Consider the following 20,449-nt stretch of genomic DNA (forward strand, 5'->3'; position numbering starts at 1 on the left):
TAGTGATTATGTATACGTTTTGGATAATAAAAACAAAAGTTTCTCTTTTACATCTGCCCATTCATTGTCTATGATGCTGTAAAAAATATTGTCATGAATCGACCCGTCCGCCTTTATTCTGTGCTTACGGAATATGCCTTCTTTCTTGGCTCCGATTCGTTCAATGGCTCGTTGCGATCGGACATTCTGTCCGCTTACGGAGAACTGTACCCGCATTAAATCCAGTTCTTCAAAGCAATATTGAAGCAAAAGGTATTTGCACTCTGTATTTACTCCCGTCCGCCAGTAGTCAGGTGCAAGCCAGGTCCATCCTATCTCAGCATTTCGGTTCCCCATGTCAAGATCGCCTATTCGGGTAGTACCAATGATCGCTCCTGTCGCTTGATCCACAATGGTGAAGGGAAGCTGTGATCCGTTCTCTTTATTGTCCAGTGCAAGCGTCAGTACTTGATCAAGTTCCTCAGGTGTATGGATCGTTCGCCAGGTGAATTCCCACACTTCTGGAGTGAATAAGACACGAATTAATTCCGCCTTGTGGCTGTTTTCCATAGGTACAAGAGTTACCCTTTTCCCTTCCAGAACAACATCGTTTTCTTGCATGATTACTGTCCCCCTTCATCTGGTTTATATAAAACATATTACAGATTAATGAGCTATCGGTACAGACTCCTTTTGGTCCAAAACGTAATCATTTTTACCGGGCAGCCGGAGGTGCTTCTGCTTCCGTTTCAATTGCAAAATATGGCTACTAGCTTCATTCAGATGAGAAACGGTAACTTTAAATACATAAAAAACCGCCCATCAAGGATGGACGGTTTTCGTTTTTTGCTTCTTTCGGAGTACAAGGTATCTCATCCGCATGGAAACCATTAGCGCTTTAACCTTGCGTTGTGGTTGCCCTTCTTTTTTGGAACAGATAGATCCCTGCCATGAGAATAAACCACACCGGCGTAACAAACAGCGCCACCCGCGTATCCTCTGCCAATGCCAGAACAACCAGCACAAACACCAGGAAAGCCAAAATCAAGTAGTTGGAAAATGGATAAAGCGGCAGCTTGAAGTGACTCCGGCTAGCGATCTCCGGCTGGGTACGGCGGTATTTCAGGTGACAGATCACCATAATGCCCCAGACAAAGATAAAGCAAACGGTCGAAACACTTGTGATCAGTGTGAACACGCCCTCTGGCATGACATAATTCAGAATAATGGCAACCAGAATAACCAGCGTTGAGAAAAAGAGTGCATTGGAAGGCACCTTACGGCCATTCAGGCGGGCAAGGGATTCCGGTGCATTCCGATCCTTGGCCATGGAGAAGACCATACGGCTTGTACTGAAAATGGCACTGTTGCACGCCGAAGCTGCAGATGTCAGCACCACGAAATTCACGATCCCGGCGGCAGTCGCAATACCTACAGCAGCAAACACCTGTACAAAGGGACTTTCACTCGGCACAATCGCTTTCCACGGATAGATGCTCATAATAATCAGCAGTGCACCCACATAGAAGAGCAGCACACGGATCGGAATTTGGTTAATGGCCTTCGGTATAACCTTCTCCGGATTCTCTGTCTCCCCTGCGGTCAGTCCGACCAGCTCCATGCCGACAAATGCGAACACCACCATCTGGAACGAAATAATGAAGCCATGCATGCCATTCGGGAACCATCCCCCATGACTCCACAGATTGGTGAAGCTTGCCGTCCCCTGATCTGTGGTAAAACCTTTAAATATCATATATAGACCGACAACAATAAGGGCCAGTATGGCAATCACTTTGATTAAAGCAAACCAAAATTCCATCTCGCCAAACAGCTTCACTGTTGCCAGATTCATGATTAACAAAATGACTAATGCAATTAAACCAGGCATCCATTGCGGTACATTCGGAAACCAGAACTGCGTATACATACCGACAGCCGTAATGTCGGCCATAGCGATGGAAATCCAGCAGAACCAGTAGGTCCAGCCTGTAATAAACGCCGCCATATTTCCCAGGTAATCACGCACGAAATCCACAAAGGAGTGATACTGCAGGTTGCTTAACAACAGTTCCCCCAATGCACGCATGATCAAAAATAAAACCACACCTGTGATGATATACGCCAGCAGGATCGACGGTCCTGTCAGTTGAATCGTCTTGCCCGCTCCCAGAAAGAGGCCTGTCCCAATCGCACCTCCAATCGCCATAAGCTGGACATGCCTGTTCTTTAATCCCCGTGTTAATGTTTCTTGCTGCATGGTAAACCACCACTCTCTTTCTGCACATGCTCTCTAGGTTGCTGAAACTTGTATACAACACATCATATAATAATCTGACCAGAATACATATCCTTCATTTATGATTTTTTTCACGCCAAAGAGGCCACCTCTTCTAACAAGGCGCCCTCTAGTTTGGGTCATCGTTATTTTTGCTTATAGAACTCATGATACAGCTTCATTAACGCCCGTTTCTCGATCCGTGAGACATACGAACGGGAGATGCCGAGTTCCTTGGCAATTTCGCGCTGGGTCCGTTCTTCCCCGCCAGCCTCCAGGCCGAATCGGCCAATGACGACTTCCTTTTCCCGGTCATCGAGAATGTCGAGATTACGGTAAATTTTACTTTTTTCAATCTTAAGCTGCACCTTGTCTACGACATCATCCGCTTCGGTTCCAAGGATATCGATTAACGTAATTTCGTTTCCCTCTTTGTCCGTTCCGATGGGATCATGAAGGGAGACGTCTTTGCGTGTTTTCTTCAGGGACCGCAGGTGCATTAGAATTTCATTCTCTATACAGCGGGCCGCAAATGTGGCGAGTTTGGTTCCTTTGCCTTGCTGAAAACTTTCGATGGCCTTGATCAAGCCGATCGTTCCGATCGAGATCAGATCTTCCAGATCTTCACCCGTATTGTCGAACTTCTTGACGATATGCGCAACAAGGCGCAGATTGTGTTCAATGAGCAAGTTGCGGGAGTGGGCGTTGCCTTCAGCCATGAGGCGCAGGTGTTTGGCTTCTTCGTCCTCAGCCAGGGGCTGGGGAAACGCATTATTTTTGACATACGAGACGAGCAGCGTTAACTCTTTGATGAACAGGGCAATTGCGGTAAACAATCCGGGCACAGATGACACCTCCTGCAGTTTTACAACGATCTGGCCTGAGCACGTGAAGGAACAGGGTCGATCTATTGTATGTAGGCGGGGGCCCAGAAGTGCACGTACACTTGAAAAAGGGAACGTTCCCTCGATGATTTAATGGAGCTTTATGACGGAGAACGCTGCTGCTATATGCTTGCCTGTGTCAGTCTATCCTTCGGCATGAGTATTACATACTCACTTCAACAATGGAGCCAACCTTCTGCAGGAGCAGAAATTCTTTTTGGACACTCTCAATGAAATACGTTTTCTCTCCCAATATCACAACATCATTCTCGGCTAATGTTACATCGCTTTTGAAATAGATAAAGTTATCTGCGCCTCTGAATGCGCCTTTATAGTAGTACAAACCGTCACCTTCTCTTAGAAAAAATGATATTAATGATTATTAAGCTTCTGGATATAAGTCTAATCGGCTCTCCACCAATGACCCAAAATCTACTCTTCATGAGACAGATGGTGGATAAAGTGTTAAGACATCTTTCCAATATCTAATTTTAACTGCTTTATAACATTTCAAAAACCGCTAACGAAAGATAACGTTAGCGGTTTTTACTTTGTTAAACGACTCCCCGGCATACGAATGCCGCGCCATCCACTTACATCACATTGTCCATATGTATTATCACCGACAGCAACCAACGTACCGTCTGATTTAAGCCCTACGGTATGGGCACAACCTGCCGCTACGGCAACAATATTGCGCCAGTCACTTACATTACACTGGCCATACGTATTCCAGCCTGCAGCGGAAACCGTACCGTCTGCTTTCAGGCCAATGGTATGATTACTCCCCACCGCAATCGCCTCCACACCGTGCCAGCTGCCTACATCGCATTGACCATGTTTATTACTACCCACGGCCATTACTGTACCATCTGATTGCAGACCAACGGAATGGAGATAACCCGCAGCGACCATTACAACATGACGCCAGCCAGTGACTTCACATTGGCGATATCGGTTATTCCCTACAGCTAGTACTGTTCCGTCAGCTTTCAGGCCGAGGGTATGCCAGTCTCCTGCAGTTACTGCCACCATATCATTCCAATGGCTTACCTGGCATTGACCTTCTTGATGCCGACCCACGGCGACCACCGTACCATCCGACTGAAGACCGATGGTGTGGCGCCAACCTGCCGCAATCGCTACAATATCGTGCCAGTCGGTTACCTCGCACTGGCCATCCTTATTCCATCCGACAGCCGTCACAGTGCGATCCGATTTTAGTGCGATGGTGTGGATATTGCCTGTATTTGTCGCCATATGTACATTACCTGCTGCGACCGCAATGATATCCCGCCAGCCGCTGACTTCACATTGGCTCATTTTATTATCACCAACAGCCATCACCAGACCGTCCGATGTAAGCCCAACGGTATGACGGCGTCCCGCCGCTATCGGATCTTTGGGAGACTTTCTCACCTGCAACCTCGCTTTATTCAGGGAACCATGTTCCATGCTGAAGTACCTCCCTTGAAGCAAGTTTCTTGCGATAGCCATTTCTCAACTTAACTTCCCTGAACTACTCCTCTTTTCGCCTGAAGCACATCTTGCCCAGAAGAAGTCCTGTGCCCGAGGAACAAATCAGATATCCAAAGAATAAAAAAACCAAGAAAACAGCATGAAGATCTTCAGGAATCTGAAGCACACCTTCAAACCAAGCCAAACGAAAAGGATACAGTAGCGCTACCCAGATGATCAGCAAAACTAGAATAAAATTAATGATTTTCCTCACTGTAATGATCCTTTCAGGGCCTGTATGGTGTCCGTTATGTTATACCAATAATACTTCAATCAGGATGGTTTGTCTTTTTCTAGTTAAAACTGCAAAGAAGCCTCCACTCCACATTACTGCGGAGCAGAGGCTGCATCCTTCCATCTACTTCCCTAAACTCAGCTGAGCGGCGCAGGCTCCACAACGTCCGGGATTTCGGGTAAACGCTGTTTGCGTTCCATCCCCAGACTGATCACAAGCCCAAGCAAACCCAGAGCCGCGATGACTGATGCGTACAATGGTACGGAAATAAGTCCCGTATGCGTAATCGCGAACCCGCCAATATAGGCTCCACCTGCATTCCCCAGGTTAAACGCGGAGTGGCTTGATGTGGTCGCAAGCAGCGGTGCTTCGCGAGTCATATTCATGATTCGAATCTGCAGACCCGGCATAATCCCGAACGCCGCAACACCCCAGCAGAAGATTGTAACGACCGCCAGATATGGATTCTCCAGCGTCAAAGTGAGTGCAGCCAAAAGTACAGCCAGCACGCCGAAGTTGACCATCAGGGACGGCATCAGTTTCCAGTCGGCCAGCCGGCCACCCAACATGTTCCCGAGCGTCACACCAACGCCGAACAGTACCAGTATCCATGTTACACTTTGCTCCGCAAATCCGCTGATATCCACTAACATGGGTGTAATATACGTAAATACCGCGAAGAGGCTTCCACAACCCATGGCACCAATGAGCAATATTAATAACACCTGAGGACGAACAAGATTACGGAACTGCTGTCCGAGGTTCGCAGGCTCCCCTTGCGAAATAACCGGAATGAATCGAATGATACCAATCAGTGAAATGATGCCCAGGATCGTAATGGCCCCGAATGATGATCTCCATCCGAGCTGTTGGCCGATAAATGTACCGAAGGGTACCCCAATAATGTTCGCAATCGTAAGTCCTGCAAGTACAACGGAGACGGCGCCTGCTCTTCTCTCGGGTGCAACCAGGCGGGTTGCCATGAGAGAACCTACACCAAGAAACGTACCATGTGCAAATGCCGTCAAAATGCGTGCCGAAATCAGCAAGCCATACGTTGGTGCAATCACGGATAGTGCGTTACCGATGATAAAAATGCACATCAGCAGGATCAGCAGTTTTTTCTGCGGTATCTTATGGGTAAACACGGTCAGAATGGGTGCGCCAACCGCGACACCCAGGGCATAGCCCGTAATCAACTGCCCTGCTTGAGGAATGCTCACATGCAGATCAGCAGCCACATTCGGGAGCAATCCCATAATGATAAATTCAGTCATCCCAATAGCAAATGCTCCTACCGTCAGGCATAGAAGGGATAACGGAAATGCCCCTCCTTTTCCCGGTTTCGAAGCACGTCGTTCTGTCTTGTTCATATGATGTTCTCTTCTCCTGTCCATCTTCTGTCTCTTTTTTGGTTATTCCTTGTTACGATTTCAGGATGACATTTGGGCTGCTTTTAGCCACATTGCCTCGTTTAAGGCCTCGAACGTTTCCAGCATCGCAAGTTTATTCCGCCAATGTGCCGGGATGCCACTCCGACCATAATAAGCACCAGCAATCTGTCCGTACACCGCACCGGTTGTATCTGCATCATCACCGAGATTAACGGCTAGCAGTGCACCTTCTTCAAATGTGGAAGATTTATGAAACGCCCATAATGCGGCTTCCAACGAACGGACGACATAGCCGCTCCCCTGAATTTCAGGCGGTTCCTTATCGCGATAAGATCCACGGACAACCTCTTCAATGGCTGGGGTAAAAGAAGACTCACTCCTCCACTGACGGCAAGTCTCGGGCAGCATCATCGTATGTTTGTCTGCTCCGCGCAGCCCTGCAACCAGAATAGCCGCAAGCACCTCGCAAGCTTCAAGGCTTTCCGCTGCTGCGTGTGTCGTGCGGGAGCTCAGCTTCGCATAATGCACAGCATCCTGCGGATGGTTGGCATACACCATCGCGACTGGTGCAAGCCGCATAATTGATCCGTTACCAGCCGTCATCGGATCGGTAGATCCGCTGTAGGGCTCTCCGGTCTTCCTGAACCTTTCCAGCGCATTTCGCGTAGCCCCGCCGATATCAAAGCATGTTCCGGTACTGCTCATGTAGCCGACTTCATACCAATTCGTGTATCTGCGCATCTGATCCGCCGGATCAAAATGTTCTTTTCTCACCAGACTTTCGGCCAGACATAGCGCCATTGACGTGTCATCCGTCCACTGTCCGGGAGCCAAGCCAAACACACCGCCCCCCACAATATCGGTTACAGGCTCAAATGTGCCTGGGCTGCTAAACTCCACTGTCGTTCCCAGTGCATCCCCTGCCGCTAGTCCAAGTAAACATCCATTGAAGCGATCCTTATCCAGCATCGCCGGTCCCTCCTCTGCATCCTAACTTTCAACATATCTCTTCCATTCTCCCACAAGGGCTGTTCTGCCGTAAAGAATTTTAAAAAGATGCAGCCTGGCTTCTTTAAATCGTACAAATTCTCAAGGGCTCTCTTCTATTATAAATGTGTCGAAAAAGGTGGAACGCTTGTTATCTCTCCATATCGCAAAAAAAGTTTATTTTTTTTCAACGGAGAAAACCGTTATTTCAGTACACCGCTTACATGCATAGGTCATAACGGTTTGCCACCTTCGCCACTTTCTGAAAACACGTCATTTATATGCAAATTTTCAATGTGAACAATCATGACGTGCTTGACCCCTAAGTTTGTCCCATGTTACGGTTTTATTAGCTTCAACGCTTAAATTTTTCCACATTTATAATTCTCAACAAGCATTCGCGTCAACTAATCTGCCGCAATGCAAAAGTAACAAAGGGGAAATTTGCAATTTTTTCTTTTGTTTTATCCCAAAACAAATTCTGAAACAGGAGGAACAAATTTATGATTAAGGCACTGGTTTTTGATTTCGATGGAACGATTATTGATACGGAGACAGCATGGTATATCGCTTTTCGTGATGCCTACAAGGAACACGGCGTGAACTTGACCCTGGAGATGTATTCGCAATGCATCGGTACCAGTCTGAAAACATTCAATCCCTATGAGTACCTCATCACAGATTTGAATCTTCCGATCGATCGGGAAGCGTTCAGGGAATCGGTTCAGCTGCAGCATGCAGCATTAATGAACAAGGAGCAGGTAAGACCAGGCATCCAGAATTACCTCGAAGCAGCACGGGAGGCTGGATTAAAACTGGCCGTTGCCTCAAGCTCCAAACGGGAGTGGGTCGAACAGCACCTGGAACAACTGAAACTGAAGGATTACTTCGAAGTGATTCGAACAGCCGACGATGTGGCCCTTGTGAAGCCTGACCCTGAATTATATAACCAAGCCCTGGAAGCGCTTGGAGTAACTGCAGACGAAGCCGTAGCCATTGAGGATTCGCCTAACGGCGCGCGTGCAGCTGCAGCGGCTGGTATTCACTGTGTTGTTATCTCCAATACCATTACCGGAACACTGGATTTCGATATGCCTCACCAACGGCTGTCCTGCCTGACCGACCTCGAATTTAACGATTTGATCTCGAAGCCCCTCGTCACCACCGTCTAGGTCTGCACGAATTTCGCATTTCAAATTTTAAAGGGGGAGTTCACACATGAAAGCTGTACATTTTGGAGCGGGCAATATAGGCCGCGGTTTTATCGGTCATATGTTGTCCGCTTCCGATTACGAAGTCTGCTTTGTCGCACGTAACCCGAAGAAGATTTCCATGCTGCAAAAAAGAAAAGAATATCCCATTACCCTCGCTAATGCAGATCAGGACACAACCATGGTCAGCAACGTCACGGCTATCCATGTTGGCAAACAGGATCGCGTGGCTGAGCAGATTGCATCGGCTGATCTCATTACGACAGCGGTCGGTGTGTCCGCACTTGAGGATATCGCCGAACCCATCGCCAAAGGCATATATCTCCGCATGAAAAACAACAATCAGGCTCCTCTCCATATCATCGCTTGCGAGAATGCCATCGGAGGCAGCACTCGCCTAAAGAAACGGGTATATCCGTTTCTGGACGAACAGACTCGTACCAAAGCCGACCGCTATATCTCGTTCCCCAATGCAGCCGTCGACCGGATTGTCCCGGCGCAAGACCACAAGGATCCGCTGCAGGTCACCGTTGAACCTTTTTACGAATGGGTCGTGCATCGTCCGGCGCTACTGGATGGGTTTAAGGAGATTGAAGGCGTACACTACGTCGACTCCCTTGAGCCTTACATTGAGCGCAAGATGTTCACCGTAAACACCGGCCACTGTGTGGCTGCTTACTTCGGGTATCTCGAAGGATTCAAGACCATAAGGCAAGTCATGAGTAACGCAACACTTCGTGCGAAAGTCAAACATGTCATGGAGGAAACCGGAGCCATGCTTGTGAAGAAACACGGGTTTAATCCTCAGAAACACAGCCAATATATCGATACGATTCTCGAACGCTTTGCCAACCCCAACCTGACAGATCAGGTTACCCGGGTCGGACGCTCACCCCTTCGCAAGCTATCGCCTTATGACCGGCTTGTTCGCCCTGCGATGCAGGCCAGCGAATTTGGAATTGAAATTTCCCATCTTACTTCCGCTATGGCAGCCGCAATGCTCTTTGATCACGAGCAGGACGAGGAAGCCATGAAGCTCCAACACATGATTCGTGAAGATGGCGTCTCCGCCTTCATTCGTGAACGCATGGGAATTCCCGACGCACATCTCATTCATCAGCATGTTGTCGCCCGATATGAGGAACTCAAAGGGCACAAGGGATCGACCATTTTAACCTGACACCTCAGGTAAGACGGTAGGTTATGCACAACTGAATAGAGACGGCAAAAAAGCCGGGAGGAACCCATGCCCAAGCATCGTTCCTTCCGGCTCTTTTCATGTTATTTTGTAATGTTCGCTTCATTCATAATGGAATTCAGGGATACATACGCCATCGGCAGGAATCCCTCAGATGGTTCGCCCACAGGTGCATCAATGTGGAAAATGAAACCATTTCCGTCCAGTTCTTTTATGATGAAATACTGGGTCTTTTTATCGTTTTGGGCCATCATATACAGTCTTGCATCCTTCATAGGGCCTTTACTGAGCTCTTCCTTGCTGAGTTCCTTGACCTCTCCCGTTTCGCTCAGCTCTTCCTTGGCATCCATCTTTAGCGCATCCAGATTGAAGTCCAAAGGAAGCTTTTCGATCTCCACTTTGTAGTCAGGATCAATCTTCATGGTCAATTCGTCGTCATCTGCATCAAAGGCCATGGGTTCGAACACATAAAGCGAGTATCCCTCACCTTGAGCAAGTTCAGCCGGACGTTTCTCCGTCATGCCTTCCACCGTTACTTCCAGCTCTGTTGTTTTGGGACGATCCGATGTCACGTTATCGCCTGCATTGGAACCGTTCGGTTCATCCGCTTCGATCTTCGCGATTTCCGTAAGCACCAGCTGCTTGGTTGTATTGTCGCCGGTCTCAATCGTTCTCTCTACATATTTGAATTGTACTGAATCTTCATCATCAATGTCATCGAAGGACTTCTGCACATTCTCTTCAACCTGGAAAGCCATCGGAACCTCCTTGACACGGATCTCTACCGTGTGAGGATCTGCCCAGCCCGTCAATATGCCCTCTGCTTCAATCACCGCACTGTCATTCGGCTGCTGTTCCGGTGCAGGTGTCTGTTCTCCTGTATTATTGGTGGGTGGCTGTGCTGCAGGACTGCTGTTACCACAGGCCACAAGTGAGAATCCCATGAGTAAAACGAGTAGTGATGCACTAACATTCAATTTATTTCGCATATGAACACCTCCGTTAGCTTATACGCAATGATGCTTGTCCATGTTGCTTCAGGCTGCTTACTAGTACTTACACGGCTGAATGCCAGCTCAATCAGATAGATAAATAGACGAGGTGGAAATCGAGCACATCTCTAACTAGCTTGTTCCATTTGAACAAGCCTCTCGTTGGCCCCGTTAAACGCTTTTGTCTGCTTGTTGAATTGCTTTCTGATCTCGGCAAGCTGTGCATATTGGATGTTGCGTTCCCGGATGGCGCGCTTAATTTTCACCAGATTCGGATCCACACTGCCTCTCATTAAGGAATAGAGCCGTTCATCGGCATCCAGACTTTGCTGATACGAGGTTACAAATTTCTCAAATGTCTGGGCTCTTACTTCATACTGGTCCAAAACGGCTCGTGCCTGAACCAGCGTCTCTTCTTTTTCAAAAGACAATCTTCCCAGGGAATCCCGTACAGCAGGTGTCTGTTCCTGTGTCTGCTTCATCAAGGTCTCCGCCTGCTCCAGCAATTTTCTCCGCTCGGCGATATGTTCTTCTGCCTGATCCAGCAGTGATTCCAGGTCACTGTTTTTGTTTTTTCCCTTATTCAAAATCGACGTGTACAGTTCCATTTCCTCCCGTTCATGACGGGCAAGCTCCTTCAGATTCTGAGCCATCTCCTGATCATTCCGGATCAATTTGTTTACCTGATTCGCAGCCGGTTCCTGCGGCTGGCCACAGGCACTGGTGAGCACCGCCAGCGTCAGGCCGACGGCAGCCAGTGCTGATTTTTTCCACGTACGCACTCGGTCGTCTCCTCTCCGTTTGTATTTATCATCTCTAAGTTACAAGCGGGTATCTCCGCTAAAATTGGCAGTCCAATGTGCATTCGGGTCATAGACCTCGAACTCATAACCCCGATCTTCAAGCAATTTCAGAATACGCGGCAACGCCTGCACCGTCTGCTCCCGCTCATGCATCAGGATCACTTCCTTGTCCCGGTGGACACTTTTTTTGACACGCGCCACGATTTTGTCCGGCTGACCCGGAAGGTTCCAATCCAGAGAGTCTGTAGTCCAATCCCACATTTTGAACCCGGCTGCGGCAATATCACCCCTGAACGATTCACCGATCTGTGGACTGCTGCCGTAAGGAGCACGGATCAGATGAGGCGTATAGCCAATCAAATCCTGGACCATCTTCTGCTCCTTCTTGAATTCCTTTACGAAATTCGCAGAGCTGCCGCTTTTGTACAGGGTGTTATAGTTATGTGTCATGCTGTGGAGCCCCGGGTAGCTACCCTCCTGAACCAGCCGCTCTACCGCGGACTTATGCTGATTCAACTGACGTCCAATCATGAAAAAGGTTGCCTTGGCCTCATGCTCTTTCAAAATATCCAGCAGTTGTTCCGTATATTCACTCGGTCCATCATCAAACGTTATGTATGCCAGCTTGCGAACCTGTCCCTGAAAGCGTGCAGGCTCTTCCTTCACATCTGGAGTCATTTCAATCATGCCCAGCTTGGTTGGCTGTTCAATGACAGCTACCGGGGGCGGGGCTACATAGCCCTTAATCCAGTGGGTCATTCCAATCAATGCATATGTTAAACCGGTAATGATCAGTGCAATCAGCATCAGAGCTGCACTCAATCTTCCGTACCGGATTCTTCTTCGTTTGTGTGTCTTCGTTCGGCTGGTTCTGCTCGCAATGCTGCCGTTTTCTCCTGCTGTCTGTTGTTGAACTCTCACTTTCCATGCCACTTCCTTAATTTCCCGATTATTGGTATATTATATCGTTTCATGTCTCTATATAGAAGATTAATAGAAAAGCGGCCTTGGTGAATGACAGAATAGTTACAAGCCCGGTTACAATCTGCTTATCAATTTTACTTTCATCGCTTTTCGAACAGCTGGGTTCTCCTGTATAATGAATTGATTTACGCCATTTGACTTCAAGAAGGAGCTACATCCATGACAAGCTTGTTTCGTGCCGGCAGATCCATTGAACTTCTGTTCGTTGTCGGCATTATTGCCATCTCGTTTTCTTCCATTTTCGTGCGCTGGTCCAGTGCAGATGTGGCTGTTATCGCCATGTATCGGCTATTTCTCACCAATCTGCTGATGCTTCCGTTTGTCTGGAAATACCGACATGAGATGATGCGCCTTAATTTCAGGCAGTGGGGGCTGCTGCTTGCATCCGGTGTGATGCTGGCACTTCATTTCCTGCTGTGGATGGGTTCGCTCAGACTTACGAGTGTGGCCAGCTCCACGGTCATTCTCGCACTTGAGCCCATATTAATTCTCGCCGGTTCCGTCTGGCTGTTCAAAGCCAAGATTAACCGTATGATGATTATCGGCATGGGCATCGCCCTGCTTGGATCCATAGCGATCGGAGCTGGGGATTTTCAGTTAGCCGGTACGGCACTGCAAGGCGATCTTCTATCTCTGCTGGGAACGATTGCGGTAGCCATCCATATGCTGCTTGGACAATTTCTACGTTCCGGACTCAGTGCCTTCTCTTATAACTTCTGGGTATTTTTCGTCGCTGCCTGTACGCTGGCGGTATATAATTTGGCCATGGGGCATCCGTTCGGGGGTTATGCCGCTTCGGAGTGGGGAATTTTCCTGCTGCTCGCCATCGTGCCGACGATCTTCGGGCACTATCTCTTCAACTGGCTGCTTCAGTATATGAATGCCACCACGGTATCCATGGGCGTGCTCGGTGAACCCGTATTCTCCTCCCTGCTGGCCTGGATGCTGCTTGGTGAATCTCTCAGTGCCATGCAGATGATTGCCGGCGTCGTCATTATCTTTGGGGTATGGATTTTCATTCGGTACGGCAAAACCAAACCGGAACCCATTCCCGCTGACGCGCCTGTCGGCGGTCAAGGACCTGCTGAACCTACGGCGGTGTAATTCTACCGCAGCATATGGCATGGCAAAAAAAACGATTGGAGTCTGATACAACAGACTTCAATCGGAACTCAATACTCTTCATAAGGCGGTGTATTTTCATGAAAAACATTGTATCCATGCGCTGGCTGCTCGCCAGAATGTACGAACCCGATGTGGTCATTGCCGACTGCAGGTTCCTGCTCGGTCAACCGGACGCAGGAAGACAAGCTTATGAGGCTGGCCATATTCCAGGTGCCGTTTATCTGGATCTCGAACAGGATCTATCCTCTCCTGTGTCAGCCCATGGCGGACGTCATCCGCTCCCTGACCCGGCAGAACTGGCAAAGCGTCTTTCAAAAGCGGGAATCGGTTCAAATGCTCGTATTGTTGCCTATGATGATCAGGGTGGTATGAACGCTTCGCGTCTATGGTGGCTGCTTCGTTATCTGGGCCATGAACAGGTGTATGTGATGGACGAGGGCTTCTCCGCCTGGCAAAACGCCAAGTTCCCGGTAACCACGGATGTGCCTGTACGGATTCCCTCCACGTTCGAAGCGAACGTACAGCCGCACATGCTCGCCACTGTGCAGGATGCACAGCACGCTTCAGCGAACAGCTCAGCCGTGCTGATCGACTCACGTGATGCCCGCCGCTATGCGGGGCTGGAGGAACCGATTGATGCCAAGGCTGGACATATTCCGGGGGGCGTGAATTATTTTTGGAAAGACGTACTGAATGCAGAAGGCCGGTGGTCTGACGTGAGTACATTGGAGGTACGTTTTGGGAAGCTGGCGAAGGACGAGCCCATCATCGTGTACTGCGGCTCAGGCGTCTCGGCCTGCCCGAACGTGATTGCGCTGGAGGAAGCCGGATATACCAATGTGAAGCTGTACGCCGGTAGCTGGAGCGACTGGATTAGTTATGAGGAGAATGCAGTGGCGACTGGGGAAGAATAAGGGCAAAGTGCCCGCCTACGGGGCGGGTTCTTTATATTTGGACTATAATGATGTAAAGTTCATGATGTACCTGCTGATGTTAAAACAGTGTACGATGCAGTTGTGAAATCAATCGGAGCTTCTTCTGCCTACAAAGGCTATGAATTGAAGAACATCACCAAATAAGTAAGATTTACGACGCTGACGGTTATGCTTTCGTTAGTTACATGGTTTCGCAAAGTTCTGGTGGAGGTAGCAAATATCATTTTCAATGCGAGTAGCAACGCCTCACTCAAATTGGCTACTGACATGTTGAAAGCTGCTGGAGTACTTGTAACAGATAGCTTCATAAGCAAAATTGTCTGCAGCCGTGGAATCTCGTTATTCTTCCAATACGACGTATGGTGGCTACAAAGTTACCATCGCGCCACATGCAATAGCATATGACATTGTAGTAATCCTATTCTCCAAGTAATATCATCAAGAGCCTACAAATTTTGTGGGCTCTTTTTATATGTATGCACTAAAAAGCCCCTCGTGAATTTCAACGACGTAGAGACTTTTCGCCTGCTTGCATAACAATAAATGCCAATCCTCAGAGGACAGTTAAATTATTGACACAAAAATATCGTCCAATTTTCTATGGAAATAATAGGGCCGATTCATTGTGTCACTATAACAAAGTTTTACTGAAGCTTGCCAAAACAACGATATTGTAAAATACACTATTCACAAGAACCCATGGAAACGAAAAGTTCCAAGAGCCTTCATTCATTCTTTAAATGTGTGGCTCTTGGAGATGAACAAATGCTTCAATGTTAAATAACGGACTGAATCCAAGTATATGCAATTATGAAGGAATCAGACTGTTACACCTGTGTTGGCAACTTGATAACAACGTAAAAGTAAGTATTATCTTCGACTATGGTTCAGATCCGAAGCAATTAAATATTTATGGTCAAACACCACTAATAACTGAATTAAAAGTTCAAAATGATCAATGATAGATAACAATAATTATTTTTGGTACTAATTGCTCTCAAAATATTTAAAATATCTAACTGTTTCATTATAATCCTCTTCGTCGGAATAAATATTCAACATTTTCCCTAACTCAATCGCAAAATCTACATATCCGTTAGCTTTTGCAGTTATTATGTTCCGACTAACTTTATATGTTTCAGCATTGTTTGTACGATTGCTAGTAAACTCTCTTGCTTCTAAAACCCCTGCTTGCTTAACAACTTCGACTCCTGAACATATAGCACCAATATACTTCTGGTTAATGTCTAGCCTCTTAATAAGTGAAGTAAGCTGCTGATTCCCTTCTATTGCGCTAATATCTCCTCCTGGAATAAGTAGTACTTCAACATCGTCACAATCAATTTCTTTTATATTCTGATGGGGTTTAACAGTAAAACCTTCGTAAGAATTGACCATCTCGGAACTTAAACCCACTGTTATGATTTCCCCCTGAGTTTTCATTAAATAGGTTGCCAACATTATTTCAAAATTTACAAATCCATCGTAGATTAAGACATGAGTATTAATGTTTACACCTGCTTTCATTTATTTTAAGTTCAAACTGCTTTTTTAACTCTTTAGAACGGTTGAATGCATCAATAATCCATAGAGCCAAATTAAAGAAAGCCAACGCTATCACAATTGTCCCATCCCAAAAGTACAAGAAATGCCATAAAATTGACTGGTACCCCAAGTGATACTGCTGCAAAATAATGGGCAGATTCATACAGAATCGTTAAACTCCATGATATTAGAAATAGAATAAGCAAACTTAAACCAACTGACTCATTGAAAATAAAATAATCTTGATAAGACGGAAGAAATTCAGGATTATATGTAAAAATAATTATAGATGCATCAAAAGAAATTAAATAAACAAAAACTGTAAATTTGTTAAAGAACAATCTACCCACCTTTTCTCTTATCCCCCCTTCATCCTTACTGGCCTTAAGAGTAACCAAGACTTCAACATTAAATTTTTGAATTAGGTTTAACTCTAGTAAAGTTTCCACAAAATCAATAATATCTACATCAACATCGTGATTCTTTTTAATAAATTAGATATTTCATCCAGTGTATTTATACCGTCCAATAGTTTTATAGCTAGAACACCTTCAATGGGGATTCGAATGTTTCTGGGTCAGCAATTGTGTACTCCTCTTCGTCTTTTTGTACCGTCAAGTGATTAGCACAGATCTTCGATGTCAAATTGATAGGAATCATATATGTACCTCACTATGAGCAATATCAATCAATCTTTCATAACTTACTAGTTCTTCGCAGTTCCCTTTAACACCTCAAGTTGGACATTCACTTTAATATATATTACTAGGCTGAAGGCAGACACTGTACGAGATTGAACGACTGAATCGAAAATCAACATTATCCTGGGGACAATCAACTTATAGTCAATTTCGTTTTACAGAATAGCATCACGGGATCGGAAAAAATGAAAGAAAAAGCTACATATCCAGCTCCTTTCCCCTCAGTGAAATAAAATCTGCAACAGAACATGAGGGGAAGCATTTATGAGTCCGTGAACCAAGATAATCACCCATACTCTACGATAGCGGGCCCATAAATAACCAAGAAACAGACCCGTAACCCCATGATTTGCAATCACTGTTGCCACATCAATATCCCACTGACCATATCCTTGAATGGCAACATGCCAGATGGACCATAGTATTGAAACTAGTAGTATGGCAGGCCATCTTCCAAGCAATGCCTCCAACCGGGTTTGCAGCCATACCCGATAGAAAACTTCCTCCAATACGCTATTGATAATAAAACCAATCAACACCAAGAGAAATAATTCTGTCAAATCCGTTGCTTCGATTACTCCTTCTGGTTGTGCAATTGGGGAATAGAACTTTAGATAACCCCAGACCACAATAATGATTAGTGGTGCAATGACGTTTCTGCGAGAGCGAGGCTTTGCCGAGATAATTTCTTGTTGCGCGCCAGTCGTTTTGCGATAAATTAGCAAGAAAATCAGCGGAATGCACAACAGTGTCGTCAACTTGAACGCTAAATAATATAGCTCGAAATGTAATCCTTGGGGATCTATCGTTACAAGAGCAGCCGTAAACAAAACACCTGACATCAATAACACAATCGATTGGACAACCAAGTGATGTCTCTCCCTTTGTTGGAAAGACGGATGATTTTGACTTTTATAAGGAATCAGACGGATTAGTAAAATACCAAGGAATGCCGGTAACCAACTATGCCATATTGGAATCACTCCCTCATGATCGGCCGTGTACCTTATACTCAAGTTTCCGGTCCACACTAACCACAATACAGCAGCAAACATAATGATCATGCACAATAAGCCGATTGCCTTTCTCCATGTAGAAAACATTACTTTGAATAGCTGGTTCATTCCAATTGCACTCCTTTAAGTTGCATGCCGCATTTGCCTCATTCTTTTTTAATTCAGTTGAGTTAAATAAATTCTAGCACATTCCATCTTCATCGTCTATTTAATTCAGTTGAGTTAAATAATATGATATCCTTTGTGTATGCCAAAAATCGTAGACCATGAGAAAATGAAGAATATTATCGCTGAAGCAACTTGGAAAATCATTAGTGAGAAAGGAATTCATCAAGCAACGTCAAGAACAATTGCGAAGGAGGCCGGATTATCACAAGGAGCTTTAAGACATTACTTTGCAAAACAAGAGAGCCTATTAGCGTTTGCGATGGAGTTAGTTAAGGAAAAGGTACTTATTCGGCTAAGAAATCTGAATGCAAGAGAACTTGAGCCTCAAGAAAGAATTGTTGAATACTTGCTTGAGCTAGTCCCGACTGATGAACAAACATTATTGGAAATGGAGGTTTGGTTTGCATTTGTAACCTATGGAAAAACGCAAAAAGGGTTCGATACCAATTATGAGGACCTCCAAAACGCAATCAAGAATTGCATTATATACTTGAAAAATGAAGGTCTTCTGAGCACAACCGATGAAGAGAAGGAACAAGAAAAACTGTATGCCTTTATGAATGGAATGGCTCTCAATTTGTATCTAGAGCCGGATAAGATAAATCGAACACGAAGCAAAGAAATGATACAAGACTATATCCATTCGATTATACGTTAAAGGGAAGCTTGACACATAAATCTGGGAGTTAAGCAGCCGGCCAGAGCCAAGCAGAATACACTTTCCTTGCCTGTGCCAATTCGGGCGTGCATGGATTGATATTCTATTGGAAACTGTGGAAAAATAAATGAAAGAAGCCCACATCTAACAATGCGGGCTTTTCGTCTTCAAACTTGATGACAATGGAGGAGAGGCTAGCCTTCATCCGATTTGACTGATAATTAGACGTATTATTATAGAAACAGTCCGACCCATGCCACCAATTAATCGAAATATTTTATCTGCAGGTTGCTAAATACTGCCGTCCCCCCTTCAGCATACAATGTGATCCCGCGGTCATTCCATTTTGGAAAAATGATATTGGATAACACCAAAGAACCATCATCAACGAAGACCTCGATACTGGTCTTGTCTACCAGAATCTTGAGATGAACCTTGTTCTTCTCCGGAGCGAATGCCGCTTGACTCTCCAAGTCTCGGCCACTCTTGTCAGGATTCCCGGTATAGGTCCGGTTCACATAGACATAGCCACCTTCTACATTGACGCCTGTATCCACATGTCGGCTCTGGTCGTTGGATTCACGAAGCCTTAATCCAATATTCTTGATCTTGGTCCACGATATATCGGCCTCAAGCTGATACGAATCTCCCGTCGCATGAAGTGTATGAGATCCTTTCACTGTAATCGGTTTAAAGGCAGTCTTCGAGACCACTGCCCGTTCCAGAGACTCAATCGGTCTTGAGATCAGTCGATACTGACCCGTTTTCGATGTAATAAGTTTAATTTCACGAACAATCGAATCCATGCCGTTGTAACCTTCCTGCAGTGTCGGCGTATTGTTGGCATAGCTCCAATTATTCATCCAGGCGAATGCGTAACGGTGACCGGTTTTGTCAGTGCTTGCCCCATCTTCAAATGTAACTCCTCCATACCAGTCAAAGCCATAGTCCAGCCATTGTGGATCATGAAGGTCGGAAACAAATTCTTTGCCATTAAAGCTTCCGGTCCAGTAAGCGTAGGTATTGGGTTGTCCGGATGATCTGCCGTTGGCGCTTACGCCGAGCACCCATTTATAGGTTCCGTTATCTGCCCGCATCACAAATAGATCAGGACATTCCACCAACCCCACGTTTTCCGTGAAGAAGCCGCCAGTATATCGCCAATTTTTCAAATTAACCGACTCATAGAACCCAATCTTCGTCCCTTCAGCCAGAGCCATAACCCATTTTTTGGAGTGCTCATCCCAGATGATTTTAGGGTCTCTAAAATCCTTTTGTCCCGGATTCTTTATCACCGGTCGATCTCCATAAGGCTTAAATGTTTTCCCTTGATTGGTGCTGTACCATAAATATTGTTCCTGCTGTCCGCTGCTGGCAGAGGGCTGTGTCATGATCGCAACAATTGCCCCCTTGCCGAAGCAAGCTGTACCTGACTCATCCACAACCAATGAGCCAGACCATGGATCACCGTTTCGGTTTGTGTATTTGGGTATTGCCACGCCTTCATCCTTCCAATGAAGCAGATCGACCGATGTGGCAAGCCGCCATTCCGTACCATTGCCTGTGGGGTAATCACCATTATACAGATAATAATAGTGGTACTTCCCGTCCAGATATATCGGCCTTTGAGGATCATTCTTCCACTTGTCTGGCGTTGTAAAATGAAAGCTCGCTCGCAGGCTAGCAGAAGGAGAGGCTGCTCCCGTATCCGCTGTAGGCCATGGGTTGTTGGCCAGGATCGGAATAACAGTGAAGGCAAGCGTGATCACACCACAGACAGCAGACCAAATGATTATTTTCCTTCTGATTTTGTTATTCATAACAGATACCTCATTTGT

At 46.2% G+C, this 20,449-nt stretch carries 19 protein-coding genes; 5 read left to right on the top strand and 14 right to left on the bottom strand.

The genetic code is table 11. From position 1 onward, the window contains the following. Positions 1 to 6 precede the first annotated feature (6 nt). The 7 genes from MHB82_RS22250 to MHB82_RS22280 all read right to left on the bottom strand — a co-directional run bounded on the left by MHB82_RS22250 (position 7) and on the right by MHB82_RS22280 (position 7,257). On the bottom strand, positions 7 to 600 hold the full coding sequence (locus MHB82_RS22250; RefSeq protein WP_341175836.1) for a GNAT family N-acetyltransferase: 594 nt from the start codon (positions 598 to 600) through the stop codon (positions 7 to 9). Positions 601 to 877: 277 nt separating this feature from the next. Then, on the bottom strand, positions 878 to 2,239 hold the full coding sequence (locus MHB82_RS22255) for an amino acid permease (RefSeq protein WP_341175837.1): 1,362 nt from the start codon (positions 2,237 to 2,239) through the stop codon (positions 878 to 880). Between the two features lie 164 nt (positions 2,240 to 2,403). After that, positions 2,404 to 3,102 (bottom strand): RNA polymerase sporulation sigma factor SigK, encoded by a 699-nt coding sequence (gene sigK / locus MHB82_RS22260; protein WP_095289757.1) that lies wholly within the window; start codon positions 3,100 to 3,102, stop codon positions 2,404 to 2,406. Positions 3,103 to 3,304: 202 nt separating this feature from the next. Further along, positions 3,305 to 3,484 (bottom strand): hypothetical protein, encoded by a 180-nt coding sequence (locus tag MHB82_RS22265; RefSeq protein ID WP_341175838.1) that lies wholly within the window; start codon positions 3,482 to 3,484, stop codon positions 3,305 to 3,307. Between the two features lie 203 nt (positions 3,485 to 3,687). After that, a complete protein-coding gene (locus tag MHB82_RS22270; RefSeq protein WP_341175839.1) occupies positions 3,688 to 4,596 on the bottom strand; it encodes an RCC1 domain-containing protein in 909 nt (302 codons plus the stop codon). Positions 4,597 to 5,031: 435 nt separating this feature from the next. Next, entirely contained in the window at positions 5,032 to 6,267 is a 1,236-nt protein-coding gene (locus MHB82_RS22275; RefSeq protein ID WP_095359574.1) for an MFS transporter, read from the bottom strand. Positions 6,268 to 6,327: 60 nt separating this feature from the next. Beyond that, complete coding sequence (locus tag MHB82_RS22280) at positions 6,328 to 7,257, bottom strand: ADP-ribosylglycohydrolase family protein (RefSeq protein ID WP_341175840.1); 930 nt, start codon at positions 7,255 to 7,257, stop codon at positions 6,328 to 6,330. Between the two features lie 521 nt (positions 7,258 to 7,778). On the opposite strand from MHB82_RS22280, the gene MHB82_RS22285 reads away from it, so the two are divergent. Together MHB82_RS22285 and MHB82_RS22290 are read left to right on the top strand one after the other, a co-directional pair. Beyond that, a complete protein-coding gene (locus MHB82_RS22285; RefSeq protein ID WP_341175841.1) occupies positions 7,779 to 8,447 on the top strand; it encodes an HAD family hydrolase in 669 nt (222 codons plus the stop codon). A 46-nt stretch (positions 8,448 to 8,493) separates the two neighbouring features. Next, positions 8,494 to 9,666 carry a mannitol-1-phosphate 5-dehydrogenase gene (locus MHB82_RS22290; RefSeq protein WP_341175842.1) on the top strand — a complete coding sequence of 391 codons (1,173 nt, stop codon included), beginning with the start codon at positions 8,494 to 8,496 and terminating at the stop codon, positions 9,664 to 9,666. A gap of 101 nt (positions 9,667 to 9,767) precedes the next feature. Here the strand turns inward: MHB82_RS22290 and MHB82_RS22295 are convergent, their stop codons facing one another. The 3 genes from MHB82_RS22295 to MHB82_RS22305 all read right to left on the bottom strand — a co-directional run bounded on the left by MHB82_RS22295 (position 9,768) and on the right by MHB82_RS22305 (position 12,400). Continuing rightward, positions 9,768 to 10,673 (bottom strand): hypothetical protein, encoded by a 906-nt coding sequence (locus tag MHB82_RS22295; RefSeq protein ID WP_341175843.1) that lies wholly within the window; start codon positions 10,671 to 10,673, stop codon positions 9,768 to 9,770. Positions 10,674 to 10,804: 131 nt separating this feature from the next. Next, positions 10,805 to 11,458, bottom strand: coding sequence for a YkyA family protein (locus tag MHB82_RS22300; protein ID WP_110821934.1), 654 nt, complete (start codon positions 11,456 to 11,458; stop codon positions 10,805 to 10,807). 39 nt (positions 11,459 to 11,497) lie between these two features. After that, positions 11,498 to 12,400 carry a polysaccharide deacetylase family protein gene (locus tag MHB82_RS22305; protein WP_341175844.1) on the bottom strand — a complete coding sequence of 301 codons (903 nt, stop codon included), beginning with the start codon at positions 12,398 to 12,400 and terminating at the stop codon, positions 11,498 to 11,500. A 222-nt stretch (positions 12,401 to 12,622) separates the two neighbouring features. Between MHB82_RS22305 and MHB82_RS22310 the strand changes: the two genes are divergently transcribed. Then, positions 12,623 to 13,567, top strand: coding sequence for a DMT family transporter (locus tag MHB82_RS22310; RefSeq protein ID WP_110821933.1), 945 nt, complete (start codon positions 12,623 to 12,625; stop codon positions 13,565 to 13,567). A 98-nt stretch (positions 13,568 to 13,665) separates the two neighbouring features. Continuing rightward, complete coding sequence (locus MHB82_RS22315) at positions 13,666 to 14,502, top strand: sulfurtransferase (protein ID WP_341175845.1); 837 nt, start codon at positions 13,666 to 13,668, stop codon at positions 14,500 to 14,502. A gap of 1,008 nt (positions 14,503 to 15,510) precedes the next feature. On the opposite strand, the gene MHB82_RS22320 is transcribed toward MHB82_RS22315, so the two are convergent. The 3 genes from MHB82_RS22320 to MHB82_RS22330 form a co-directional block, all read right to left on the bottom strand. Further along, the gene (locus MHB82_RS22320) at positions 15,511 to 16,050 is read right to left on the bottom strand and encodes a DJ-1/PfpI family protein (protein ID WP_341175846.1); all 540 of its coding nucleotides are present in this window, start codon (positions 16,048 to 16,050) and stop codon (positions 15,511 to 15,513) included. A gap of 71 nt (positions 16,051 to 16,121) precedes the next feature. Continuing rightward, on the bottom strand, positions 16,122 to 16,517 hold the full coding sequence (locus MHB82_RS22325) for a hypothetical protein (protein WP_341175847.1): 396 nt from the start codon (positions 16,515 to 16,517) through the stop codon (positions 16,122 to 16,124). A gap of 473 nt (positions 16,518 to 16,990) precedes the next feature. Then, positions 16,991 to 17,893, bottom strand: a complete 903-nt coding sequence (locus MHB82_RS22330; protein WP_341175848.1) for a CPBP family intramembrane glutamic endopeptidase — start codon at positions 17,891 to 17,893, stop codon at positions 16,991 to 16,993. A gap of 166 nt (positions 17,894 to 18,059) precedes the next feature. On the opposite strand from MHB82_RS22330, the gene MHB82_RS22335 reads away from it, so the two are divergent. Beyond that, positions 18,060 to 18,611: a TetR/AcrR family transcriptional regulator gene (locus MHB82_RS22335; RefSeq protein WP_341175849.1), complete on the top strand. Its 552-nt coding sequence runs from the start codon at positions 18,060 to 18,062 to the stop codon at positions 18,609 to 18,611. A 263-nt stretch (positions 18,612 to 18,874) separates the two neighbouring features. Here MHB82_RS22335 and MHB82_RS22340 read toward each other — a convergent pair whose 3' ends face one another. Beyond that, positions 18,875 to 20,431 carry a glycoside hydrolase family 32 protein gene (locus MHB82_RS22340; RefSeq protein WP_341175850.1) on the bottom strand — a complete coding sequence of 519 codons (1,557 nt, stop codon included), beginning with the start codon at positions 20,429 to 20,431 and terminating at the stop codon, positions 18,875 to 18,877. Positions 20,432 to 20,449 lie beyond the last annotated feature (18 nt).

This window comes from Paenibacillus sp. FSL K6-2862 (genome assembly GCF_038005125.1).
GTDB classification, from domain to species: Bacteria; Bacillota; Bacilli; order Paenibacillales; family Paenibacillaceae; genus Paenibacillus; species Paenibacillus illinoisensis_A.